The sequence below is a fragment of the Marinobacter sp. HL-58 genome (genome assembly GCF_001314605.1).
GTDB lineage: Bacteria > Pseudomonadota > Gammaproteobacteria > Pseudomonadales > Oleiphilaceae > Marinobacter.
Genome location: NZ_LIHP01000016.1, coordinates 98,554 through 110,184, shown reverse-complemented (window position 1 = coordinate 110,184; position 11,631 = coordinate 98,554). Strand labels below are relative to the sequence as shown.

Annotated in this window: 10 protein-coding genes; 7 read left to right on the top strand and 3 right to left on the bottom strand. The window is 55.2% G+C overall.

From position 1 onward, the window contains the following. Positions 1 to 8: 8 nt before the first annotated feature. Positions 9 to 1,034, bottom strand: a complete 1,026-nt coding sequence (locus tag HLUCCO03_RS12995; protein WP_027831443.1) for an NADP-dependent oxidoreductase — start codon at positions 1,032 to 1,034, stop codon at positions 9 to 11. Positions 1,035 to 1,252: 218 nt separating this feature from the next. Here HLUCCO03_RS12995 and HLUCCO03_RS12990 point away from each other — a divergent pair, with 218 nt between their 5' ends. Genes HLUCCO03_RS12990 through HLUCCO03_RS12975 form a run of 4 tightly spaced genes read left to right on the top strand, consistent with a single transcriptional unit; the run spans position 1,253 to position 6,440 of the window. Next, positions 1,253 to 3,334 (top strand): type VI secretion system tip protein VgrG, encoded by a 2,082-nt coding sequence (locus tag HLUCCO03_RS12990; protein ID WP_051603804.1) that lies wholly within the window; start codon positions 1,253 to 1,255, stop codon positions 3,332 to 3,334. Between the two features lie 4 nt (positions 3,335 to 3,338). Next, positions 3,339 to 4,190 carry a DUF4123 domain-containing protein gene (locus HLUCCO03_RS12985; RefSeq protein ID WP_027831444.1) on the top strand — a complete coding sequence of 284 codons (852 nt, stop codon included), beginning with the start codon at positions 3,339 to 3,341 and terminating at the stop codon, positions 4,188 to 4,190. A 14-nt stretch (positions 4,191 to 4,204) separates the two neighbouring features. Next, complete coding sequence (locus tag HLUCCO03_RS12980; RefSeq protein WP_197025649.1) at positions 4,205 to 4,687, top strand: hypothetical protein; 483 nt, start codon at positions 4,205 to 4,207, stop codon at positions 4,685 to 4,687. After that, the gene (locus HLUCCO03_RS12975; RefSeq protein WP_027831446.1) at positions 4,665 to 6,440 is read left to right on the top strand and encodes a DUF2235 domain-containing protein; all 1,776 of its coding nucleotides are present in this window, start codon (positions 4,665 to 4,667) and stop codon (positions 6,438 to 6,440) included. The genes HLUCCO03_RS12980 and HLUCCO03_RS12975 overlap by 23 nt, the downstream gene beginning before the upstream one ends. Before the next feature lie 76 nt (positions 6,441 to 6,516). Here the strand turns inward: HLUCCO03_RS12975 and HLUCCO03_RS12970 are convergent, their stop codons facing one another. After that, entirely contained in the window at positions 6,517 to 7,365 is an 849-nt protein-coding gene (locus tag HLUCCO03_RS12970; protein WP_051603805.1) for an ABC transporter substrate-binding protein, read from the bottom strand. A gap of 246 nt (positions 7,366 to 7,611) precedes the next feature. Between HLUCCO03_RS12970 and HLUCCO03_RS12965 the strand changes: the two genes are divergently transcribed. Next, on the top strand, positions 7,612 to 8,673 hold the full coding sequence (locus tag HLUCCO03_RS12965; RefSeq protein WP_027831447.1) for a GGDEF domain-containing protein: 1,062 nt from the start codon (positions 7,612 to 7,614) through the stop codon (positions 8,671 to 8,673). Here the strand turns inward: HLUCCO03_RS12965 and HLUCCO03_RS12960 are convergent. Next, positions 8,670 to 9,590, bottom strand: a complete 921-nt coding sequence (locus tag HLUCCO03_RS12960) for a DUF1853 family protein (protein ID WP_027831448.1) — start codon at positions 9,588 to 9,590, stop codon at positions 8,670 to 8,672. The genes HLUCCO03_RS12965 and HLUCCO03_RS12960 overlap by 4 nt on opposite strands. Positions 9,591 to 9,621: 31 nt before the next feature. On the opposite strand from HLUCCO03_RS12960, the gene HLUCCO03_RS12955 reads away from it, so the two are divergent. Together HLUCCO03_RS12955 and HLUCCO03_RS12950 are read left to right on the top strand one after the other, a co-directional pair. Beyond that, positions 9,622 to 10,062: a VOC family protein gene (locus tag HLUCCO03_RS12955; RefSeq protein ID WP_027831449.1), complete on the top strand. Its 441-nt coding sequence runs from the start codon at positions 9,622 to 9,624 to the stop codon at positions 10,060 to 10,062. Positions 10,063 to 10,174: 112 nt separating this feature from the next. After that, positions 10,175 to 11,581: a mannose-1-phosphate guanylyltransferase/mannose-6-phosphate isomerase gene (locus tag HLUCCO03_RS12950; protein ID WP_027831450.1), complete on the top strand. Its 1,407-nt coding sequence runs from the start codon at positions 10,175 to 10,177 to the stop codon at positions 11,579 to 11,581. The last annotated feature ends 50 nt before the right edge of the window (positions 11,582 to 11,631 follow it).

The following is an 11,631-nucleotide window of genomic DNA, read 5'->3' as shown; positions in this document are numbered from 1 at the left end:
TTGCCTGGTCAGTCAGCGATGTGCACCAGCTGCTTGCCGAAGTTCTTGCCTTTGAGCATGCCCTTGAAGGCTTCCGTTGCGTTTTCCAGGCCTTCTGCGACGGTTTCGCGGTATTTCAGTTCGCCGGAGGCAACCCGGTCCGCCAGGATATTGGTGATTTCCTGGTGCTTGTCCTGCCATTCCGTCACCAGGAAGAAGCGGTGCTCCGGAACCGGGTCCAGCGCCTTGAGCACGTGGAACGGGGTTTCCACCGAATTCATATCCTCGGCGTTGTAAGCCGATACAAAGCCGCAGATAGGCACTCGCGCGCCCGGATTCAGCAGCGGAGCCACTGCACGGGTCACGGCGCCGCCGACGTTCTCGAAGTAGATATCGATACCATCAGGGCAGGCGGCTTTCAGGTCCGCCTCGAGGTTGCCGGCCTTGTAATCCACGCAGGCATCAAAGCCCAGTTCTTCCACCACGTAACGGCACTTCTCCGGGCCGCCGGCCACACCCACGGCGCGACAGCCTTCTTTCTTCGCGGTCTGGCCGACCACTGTGCCGACAGGGCCGGAGGCTGCCGAAACCACAACCGTTTCACCGGCTTTTGGCTTGCCCACGTACATCAGGCCGCAATAACCGGTGCGCCCGGGCATGCCGGCTACGCCCAGGTAAGCCTGCAGGGGCACGTTGTCCTTCTGGTCGATCTTGTAGACCATTTCGGCGTTGCCCGGGAACACCACGTATTCCTGCCAACCGGAGTAGCAGGTCACCAGGTCGCCTACCTTCAGGTCGTCTGACCGGGATTCAACAATCCGCGCGACACTCTCGCCAACAATCACCTCACCAATGCCGATCGGGTCCATATAGCCCTTGGCGTCGTTCATGCGCGGACGCATGTAGGGGTCCAGGGACAGCCACAACACCTTGGCCAGAACTTCACCGTCTTTCAGGTCACGGACCGGGCGCTCTTCCAGCACCAGGTCTCCTTCCTTGATTTCGCCCTGGGGGCGCTGGTTAAGAATGACCGCTCGATTGGTATAGTTGCTCACAAATAATCTCCGGTTGCATAATGAAACCAGATTAGGGTGCCGCAGAATCGTTATAAGGTCAACTTCCCGGTGTTGGGGTCAGACCCCAATACATTTAACCGCATCAAATGCACTGGGGTCTGACCCCATTGAATGGGGTTACATTCTTCGGCGTGATCGTTATAATCGCGCAAGCTCAGGATGAGCAGACAAACTTTTAATCTTCAAGGATCGAAGACATGCCCCAGGCAACCGGACTGCAGTTCACGGCCACCCTTGGCCAACTTCCCAAAGACCTGTTCGCGGTCGTCCGTTTCGAACTGACCGAACACCTCTCGCAACTATTCCGCTGCAAGCTGGAACTGGCCAGTACCGCCCCGGATATTGCCGCCGAAGACGTGCTGGAACAGCCCGTGGAACTGGTGGTCTGGCAGGACGGCATGCCCCTGCGGCGCTTCCACGGCGTGGTCAACGAATTCGCCCGGGGCGACAGCGGCCACCGCCGCACCTGTTACGAAGTCATCGTCCAGCCTCCATTGTGGCGCCTGGACCTGGTGCACAACAGCCGCATCTTCCAGACCCAAACCACCGACGCGATCGTGCGCACCCTGCTGGAAGAGCGGGGCATTATTGATACGGTCTTTGATCTCAAGCGCACCCCCGAAGAACGGGAATACTGCGTCCAGCACCGGGAAAGCGACCTGGCCTTTATGGAGAGGCTCTCGGCCGAAGAAGGCTGGCACTACCGTTACAACCACGGGGATGTGGAAGGCACAGAACAACCGGCCCTGATCATCGCCGACCACCACGGCGACGCCCCAAGACTGGAACCGGTGGAATACAACGGCAAGGCCGGCGGCAGCTCCCGCCAGAGTGCCATCTTCCAGTTCACCTACCGGGAACGGGTCAAAGCATCCTCCGTGGCCATGAAGGACTACACCTTCAAGAACCTCGCCTACGCCCTGATGCATGAAAGCCAGGCCGACAAACTGGACGCCCAACGGGAAGACTACCAACACTACGATTACCCCGGCCGCTTCAAACAGGACGCCAGTGGCCAGCCCTTCACCGAAGCGCGGCTGGACGCCCTCAGAAACGACGCCACCCTGGCCCACGGCCAGAGCAACCGCCCCGACTTCACCGTGGGCGCTAAAGTCGAACTTACCGAACACGACAACCCCAAACTGAATCGGGACTGGCTGTTCACCCGCATCACCCACACCGGCGAACAGCCCCAGGCCCTGGAAGAAGACAGCGGCGGTGGAGCCACCACCTACCACAACGCCTTCAACGCCATTCCCGGTGACCGCACCTGGCGGCCCCAGGTGAAACATCGCCAGATGATGGACGGCCCCCAGATCGCCTTGGTCACTGGCCCCGAAGGCGAAGAGATCCACTGCGACGAGCATGGCAGAGTCAAAGTTCGGTTCCCCTGGGACAGATACTCAAAGAATGATGAACACTCCAGCGCCTGGCTGAGAGTCAGCCAGGGCTGGGCCGGTGGCCAGTATGGTTTCATGGCGATACCGAGAATCGGCCACGAAGTCATCGTTTCCTTCCTGGACGGCGACCCGGACCAACCCATTATTACCGGCAGAACCTACCACGCCACCAACACACCGCCCTATGCGCTGCCGGAGCACAAGACCCGGACGACATTAAAAACCCAGACCCACAAGGGCGAGGGCAGTAACGAACTGCGGTTTGAAGACGAAGCAGACAAGGAACAGATCTATCTCCACGCCCAGAAAGACCTGGACCTGCTGACCGAAAACAACCGTACCGAAGTCATCAAGAATGACAGCCACCTCACCGTGGACAACCACCGCAAGGCCCACATCAAGGGCAACGATCACTGCACCGTGGATGGCGAAAAGCGAGAGAGTTTAGGCGGTGATTGCAGCCAGGACATTGGCGGCACCTTCCACCAGAAGTCCGCCCAGGGCACCCTCAGCGAAGCCGGCACCGAAGTTCACCACAAGGCAGGCGCCAAAGTGGTACTGGACGCCGGTGCGGAACTCACCATCTCCGCCGGCGGCAGTCTGCTGAAGCTGGACCCCAGTGGTGTGACGCTGGCGGGGCCGGGGATCAAGATCAATTCCGGTGGTTCGCCGGGGAGTGGATGTGGCCAACAATCTCGGCTCCCACAAAAGCCCGAGGTCCTCGCAGCTAATGGTGGTAAAAGCGTGAGAGCTCCTGAACTAGCGGAGACTTCGATCAGACGCAATGCTGGCCCGGAATCTCAAGCTTTGCCAAAGATTTGTAAGGAGTGCTGGTTAAGAGCACTGGATCATGGATCACTTATGGTGAGTGGAGATTAGAAGCATGATTGAGTGTGTGCCAAGAGAGTGGTTTGATAGCACAAATGAGAAACTGAACTTTTTCATGATTGCAGAACTTGGCTTTATTAAACCCACTGAACGCGCTGTAGCTCTAGATCGAGTGACAGGAATGATGTGGCCTCTCGTGAATGATAGCTCACAGATCCATTTGATTAGCGAGGGGCCGTGGTTAGTTCAGGTTGATTTAGATCGACTTGAACAGGCTGATATCAGCACCTTGGCTGATGCGAGCCACGCTTGGATAGCCGCGTACTCTGAGGGGGGGCAGCTTAGTCGCCAATTCACTCCGGCAATGTGTTGCATCTCTCCGGCACAAGAAGTGAGGTTACTTAGGTTTTACTGCCCGGAGATCATCAAGACGCTGAAAAACCAAGCGGAATACTCTTGGTTCGATGAACTTTTTGCCAACTTGGAATCATGGCACTGGAGATCGGAAAATGGAAAATTTCAATTGGCCTTTGAGTCTCCTTTAACTACGAAATCTGGTAAACCTGATAAGTGGACACTAAAGGTTGATGAGGATTTGTGGTTTGAGTTAGTCGGCAACCCTGAGATAGAGGTACTCATCAGTTGCCTTGCCAAGGATGCACCCGAAGTGTTTGAGGGGTTGAAAGGTTCAGCGAAACGGCGAATGGTAAGGAATTGCCTCGCTAAAGCTGATGCGCTCGGTGTTAGGGCGGCCGATGATCGAAAAGTTTATGTGTATTTAGAGATGGTAACTGGAAATAAGGCCGAGTCGTCTGATGAAATTTCCGAATTGACAAAGCGCGCAGTTGGTATGCAGAAGCCATTAGTCGAGTTACTTGACAGTTTGATAGAACAGGGAAATAAATGATTGGCCGATGGTTAATGAATAAAATTCTGGATCCACTGCCTGTTTGGCTGCAAGTGGCGCTTGTTCTAATAATTGTTAGTCCAATTGTGTGGAAGTATACATTTACTGATAAAGAGACTGCTTTTGTATTACATAATCATACAGAACGACCTATTTCGGAGGCCATTGTAGGCGATGTTTGGATTGGGAATTCAGCGGCTTTTGATGGGTATTCGACTGGAAGTGGTGTTATATGCTGCGCCGAGGTAGAGAAAGGCAGGGTTGACGTTCAGTGGAAGCTTAGTGTTACCCAAAATCAATACGACTCTGGGCTTAGAGGAGAGCATAGAGCAAAGGAAGCCCTTGTCCCAGAGCGCGCTGACGATGAAATATATCTCCACGTTCATATATACCCAGATAATGCAGTTAGACTGTTTTGGAGTGAGACGATGCAGTCCAAATTTCAGGTAATCAGAGGCAAGGAAGCACGAGACAATGTTATCGGGAAAAGCGGTTGACACTTGCAGTCGAATTTTAAGTGGTTCCGAAGATGCAACATGTAGTTCTGAGCTCAAGTTGGGATTCTTTTTCGATGGAATGGGATGCGAGATAAATGGGACACAGTACGGTGACACTAGAAGTAACATAGCTAAGCTGTGGGGGGTATTTCGTGCCACGGATGCGTCTAGTGATTTGCAACATTTTGACCGATTTTATTTTTCCGGTTTAGGTACTGAATTGAATGCGTCCCTCGCGTCTGGCTTTGGGGGAAGTGTTCATCGCGCCCCTGACGAGATTTCTGCCGGAGTTGAGGGTCAATCGCAAGGGGCGGGGGTCGAAGCTGGCAAGGACACGATAAATGGTAACGGTGGGCGCCCTTGGTACGAAACGTTCTCAAAAACCTTTAAAGATTCTTTTACCGATTGGAAAGGCTGGGTTAAAGAGATTCGTAATGGTGCGATTCGTGCTGGTGCTGAAATTTTCGAACCAATACGCGATACCTCTATTGCCGCCAGCTTATTGATGTCTGGTGCTTCTACGCGGCTTGACATGGCAGAACAATCATTTCTTCATAAGGTAGAAGAGGTTACGTTAGCTGGGGGAGCACCATTACGGTCGATAAGAGTTTCAGTATTCGGGTTCGATTTTGGTGCTGCTTTAGGTAAGCGATTCATTCGAAACTTGCTGGAGAACCTCTGTATCCAGTCGGATGGGAAGTTTTTATATAACGGCATGGAAGTTGTTGTTGAGTTTGCGGGGTTCTTTGATTGTGTTGATCGCACACACCCGGAAATGGGGCCCCTAGACTGGATGCACCCATTAACGCCCGTTTTGGATGATGGGGGCGATTTGCATCCAGCAGTAGTAAAAGCGCTTCATTTGGTGGCTGCCCATGAGCGCCGCTTCTACCGTCGTTCGCGGACTTTGGGGACATTGAAAGCCAATTGGAGTGAAGAACTTTTCCCTGGGATCAGTCCTGACGTCGGTGGCGGTCTTGAAGATGACAACCAGAAACCGAGCTCTGAACTTTCCAAGGTAGCATTACATCGCATGTACAACGCCGCTTATCGGGCAGGAGTTCCAATTCCTCATATGGATGATCTCGCACAGGCAGATCGCCAAATTGCACAGCAATTCGAGTTCAATCACGTTGTGGGTTCATATACGATGTTTGGATTGGTTCGGCATTATGAGCGATTCATGAGGGCGCATCGGGACCCGAAGGAAACAGCGTTCAGAGCACATACCCTGCTGTACCTGTACTGGCAGTCTCAACGTTTTGCTGAGTACCGATATGCTAAGAGTGTTCTTGAAGGTTCCCAGGAAGAATTACCCGGTTGGTTGCGTACTCGAGTTAGTGGCCTGGTAGCTGCATTGACCGACTCTGATGAGGATCACTGGGAAGCGGTGAAACGAGAGCGTGATAGGCTAGATACAGCAATAGAGGAGTTGGATGAGTCTTGGGGCTGGCTTAACCAAGTTGATGAAGAGGCAACGGATTTAGTCCGTAGGTTTGAATCAACAAGCCCTTCTGTTTCAAGGCACGCTCGATTGGTGCTGCAGAACGAATGCCTGATGGCGTATCGCTGGAAGGACTGGATAGCTGGGAAAAATCTACCGAACGACGTGCCAAACGCTGTCATGCTTCTGTTTAGTCATGGTATGCACGATTCCGTACCAGAAAAGATGGATTTTCGCTCACACCAACAAACAAGCCTGTTTCATGGCTATCGGTATTTCAGTGTAAGAGGACTTGATTTGCCCTCTTAAGTTGAGGGCCGAGCCAGTATGGCGAGTTCGGCCTTTTTAAACCAAGGATCACGCCCCTTCAAACCAGGCGGTGTGGTTACTCACAAAGCGCATCTTCACCCCCATCCTCCACCTCCAGATACCGCATCGGCAACTCCGGTAACGAGGTAGCAATCAACTCCTCAAGCCGGCCGGTTTCCCGCAGCTCCTCCAAACCCTCGTTGAATTCCTCCAGATAACGCTCACTATCCGGTACCCGCCGGGACAGGACCAGGTACAGATAATCCGATTGCAGTGGCGTGGTGTGGAAGGTGATTTTGTCGTTCAGTTTCAGCGCCTTCAGCATTTCGATTCCGACGGCCGGTTCCATGGGGAAGAGATCGATTCGTCCCGCTGCCAGTTTGCGGAAGTTGGATTCGTCTGAGGACGTTGTTTCTGTGCTGACTCTACCTGCCGCAACGGCTTCCTCGAATTCGTCGCCGTAGTTGTAGTCCTGTGTCAGGCCAATGCGATTGCTTTCCAGGTCTTCCACTTGCTCCCAGTCGAAGTCTTTGTCTTTGCGATGGAACAGCACGTAGTTGTGGGCCACGATGGGATCGCTGAAGTGGAAGTGTTTGAGTAATGCCGAGCGGCAGGTCCAGGCGACTGAACCGTCCCAAAGGCCTTTTTCAGCCAGCAGTATGGCTCGTGACCACGGGAAGAAGCCGTAGGTGACCGGTCTGTCGTTCCTGGCAAAAGCCAGCGACACAATGTGCGAGATGACCCCATACCGGGGAGGGGTGTTTTCCATGTATGGGGGCCAGTGGCCATTGGTAAGCCGGATTTTCTGGCGCGGCTCTTCGGCCTGCAGGCCCGGGGGAAGGGCACAGGGAAGCAACATGCCCAGAAGCAGGTTGCGCGCCCGGATCACTAATGGCTTGCGATAGAGCTGTCCATGCTGATACATCGTCTGTTCCAGACAGGCCAATGCTGGCCAGGCAATGCATTCAGGCAGGGCGAGGCAGCACTGTAATCAAGAGAAGGTCAATCGTTATATCCAAAGAATAGCAGCGGGCGAGCCTATTACAACCAGGGTGGCTAACGGCTGCTCCCCGACGTTTGCAAAGATTTTCAGTTTTTTACGATTGCGGTAAGCAGGTTTGTGATTTTCGGCGTAATCTGGTGTCAATTATTCCGCCAAGTTGTCATTTTTATGAGTCAGGCCAGGTCCATGTTTGCCGGAGAGTCAATCCGGGAACGTCGCCCGCAATTCTGGCAGGTTGCGAAGCGCTGTTGTCAGATCGCGGCCACCGTTGATGTGGCTTTTTTCTTTCTTTTCCATTTGCTGGGTTCACCCATCCTGGCCTGGGTCAATGTGGTCAGCGTTACCATGTACGTGGTGGCGTACAGGGCACTGGGCAAAAAACAGAATGTTCTGGCCATAACCCTGATCTGGTCGGAGGTCATCATTCACGCCGGGCTTGGTGTGATGCTGATTGGCTGGGAAAGTGGTTTTCACTATTACCTGCTGATGTTTATTCCAGCCCTGTTTGTAAGCATGCAGCTGCAAAGAGCCATCGCGGCACTCGCGGCCTTGTGGAGCTATTACGTCGCCCTGTATCTTCTGATGTGGTTTATCGAGCCGCTTCAGCCGATCGCTCCGGGCGCTCTGCTCGGTGTCTATCTTTTCAACCTGAGTGTGGTATTCGCCATGTTCAGTTACCTGTCGTTCTTTTACCTGACGATGGTCACCATGGCGAACCGGAAACTGCGGCGAATGGCGACAACGGACTCACTGACGGGCCTCTTCAACCGCCGCCACATGACCTACCTTGTTGAAAAAGAGCTGGCGCGTTATCAACGGAGCGGTCACCCGGTGGCTTTTCTCGTGCTCGACATTGACCATTTCAAGTCGATCAATGACAAGTATGGTCATGAGGCCGGCGATCGGGTACTTGGGGATGTTGCCGGAATCATCAAGGCACAGTTGCGAACTCAGGACCTGATTGCCCGATGGGGCGGAGAAGAGTTTCTAGCGGTGCTCCCGGACACTGGCCTGAAAAGTGCCCAGGCCAGTGCAGAGCGGGTTCGGGAGGCACTTCTGGCCCATGACTGGCGGGCGCCCAACGGTGAGCGGATCGACCTTACCATCAGCGCAGGTGTCAGTGAGTTCCGGAGCAACGATGATCTCAATTCCGCGATTAACCGTGCCGATCGCGCGCTTTATCGCAGCAAGGAGCTTGGCCGGAATCGCGTAGAGCTGGAAGCCTTTTAACGGCCATTGGCCTCCGGCCAGCCGCGGGGCACCACGAACAGGCGCGAAACTTCCTGCCAGTGACCATCCGCCGGAGATGGCTCGAGCACGGCAAACAGGCGGGGAATGCCTGCGGTTCGGACAGTTTCCAGTGCCGCTTCGGTCTCCTGCTGATCGGGCGCCTGTCCCTGGCGCCAGGGGCCAAGCCAGTGGGGTTTGATCAGTGGAATCCACTGCTGTGTGTCGTCAATCAGCTCGTCCAGATCGTCAATGCAGAGCCAGCCGCCCCGCAGATGGTCGGATGGTGTGTCGGCAGGTGGCGTCAGAGTTTCTCCCAGTGGATAGAACAGGTAGCCGGGCATGAATATCCGTGGCCTGGCGGGTGTCTCGATACCCGATGCGTCCAGCAGGCTGCGGGCCTCCGGTTTTTTCGTGAGCTGGCTCTGATGGTTGATCAGCCTCCGGGTTTTGATGTCCAGGCGATCCCTTGAGTTGGGCCCGTACCACAGGGCTTTCTCCCGATCTGTATTGCGATAACCAAGGTAGAATTTGACAGCAATTTCATGGTGCTCAATGGCATTATCTGCCGGGTTACGGACAACAAAATCCAGTTCCCCGAGGGTAATACCGTTACTGCGGACCGGCTGGTTCTTCAGCAGAATCTCCCAGCCAAGCAGGTCTTCCATCAGGCATTGGTACAGCCGCTCGAAATAGTGCCCGAGGCGCCGGGCCGGTTGTTCCGTCAGTACGGCGGGACCACAAAGGGGTTCCTGGTCCCAGGCCCTCAATCGGTCTTCGGCATCATCCGGCAGGTATTTTTCCGGAACAAATCCCATGGGAGAGCTGATAAGCTGGGGGGCATGACACATCCACGCCAGATGGCGCACGGCCGGAACGCGGTACTGAAGATGGGCTGCGGTTTCACGTCGTTTGCTCATGGTGGCAGGATAACCCAACAGGAGACACAATATGCAGTATCTTCATACCATGATCCGGGTCAGCAACCTGGAACAGACCCTGCACTTTTTCTGCGACCTTCTCGGCATGATTGAAATCAGTCGCAAGAGCAGCGAGAAGGGGCGTTTCACCCTGGTGTTCCTCGCCGCTACCGATGACGAGGCGCGGGCCAGGGAAGACAAAGCGCCGATGATTGAACTCACCTACAACTGGGACCCGGAAGAATACACCGGCGGCCGCAATTTCGGGCATCTGGCGTACAGGGTGGACGATATCTACGGGTTGTGCAGCCATTTGCAGGCCAACGGGGTTACCATCAACCGGCCGCCTCGGGATGGCCACATGGCCTTTATCCGCACGCCGGATGGTATCTCCATCGAACTGCTTCAGAAAGGTGAATCCCTGCCACCGAAAGAGCCCTGGGCAAGCATGGAGAATACGGGAACCTGGTGATCTTTGTGCATCAGGCTCTGAACACGAAATGAAACCGGTTTAATTACCGGCGGCAGGACAACCCGGCGGCCTTTGGGGTAAAATTCGCGAAAATTCAAGACAAGGACGACCCATGCTTGCAGTGATTCTTTCTGGTGGTTCCGGCACCCGGTTGTGGCCGCTTTCCCGTGAAGCCTATCCCAAGCAGTTTCTGCCGGTGGTGTCTGAGGAGACCTTGTTGGCGGAAACCATCGACCGTGGTCTGGCCCTGGGTGACAAGGCCAGGGTAATGGCCATCACCAACGAGGAGCACCGGTTTGTCGTGGCCGCCCACCTTCAGGCCCAGGCCCCGGAGCGCAGCGCCGGGATCATTCTGGAGCCTGTGGGTCGCAACACTGCACCGGCAATCGCACTGGCGGCCCTCGCAGCGGCTGAGGAGAATCCCGAAGAGTTACTGCTGGTCATGCCCTCGGATCATGTTCTCAAGAACCAGGACGTCTTCCGCCAGGCCGTCAGCCAGGGCGCGGAGGCCGCACGGGCAGGAAAGCTGGTGACGTTCGGTATCGTCCCCGATGCGCCGCACACGGGTTATGGCTATATCAAGGCTGGGCCGGCCCATGAGGGCTACAACGATGTGGCCGCCTTCGTGGAAAAGCCGGATGAGGAAACTGCCCGCCAGTATCTGGAGGAGGGCGACTATTTCTGGAACAGTGGCATGTTCCTGTTCCGTGCTGACCGTTACCTGGAAGAGCTGGAAAGCCAGCAACCGGCGATGATCAAGGCCTGCCGGGCTGCCTGGAAAGAACGCAATTCCGATATGGATTTCACCCGTGTGGGCGCTGAAGCTTTCAAGGCCTGCCCGGACGATTCCATTGATTACGCCGTCATGGAAAAGACCCGTGACGCCGTGGTGGTGCCACTGGACGCCGGCTGGTCAGATGTAGGTTCCTGGTCGGCACTCTGGGACATCCAGCCCCACGACGAGAACAATAATGTCTGCCGGGGAGACGTTATCACCGAAGACGTGTCCGGCTCCTACATACACTCTGAAGGCCGTCTTATTGCCGCACTGGGCATTACCGATCACGTTATTGTTGAAACCGATGATGTGGTACTGGTGGCCGACCGGAACCGGGTACAGGATGTGAAGAAACTGGTTGCCCAGGTCAAGGCCCAGGGCCGCCATGAACACCGCTTCCACAAGAAGGTACATCGGCCCTGGGGCACCTACGAGGGTATTGCCATGGGCGAGCGCTTCCAGGTCAAGCGTATTACGGTCAAGCCGGGTGCGTCCCTGTCACTGCAAAAGCACCATCACCGTGCCGAGCACTGGGTGGTGGTAAAGGGAACGGCAACGGTCAATCGTGGTGACGATGTTCTGCTGCTGACCGAGGACCAGTCTACCTATATCCCGCTGGGCGTTACCCACCGGCTCACCAATCCGGGGGTGATTCCCCTTGAGCTGATCGAAGTACAGACCGGCAGTTACCTGGGCGAAGACGATATCGTGCGCTTCGAGGATACCTATAACCGGGTGTGACCGGATTGATTGAAACGGCATCAGGATGATGCCACTGGAACCACAAGGAG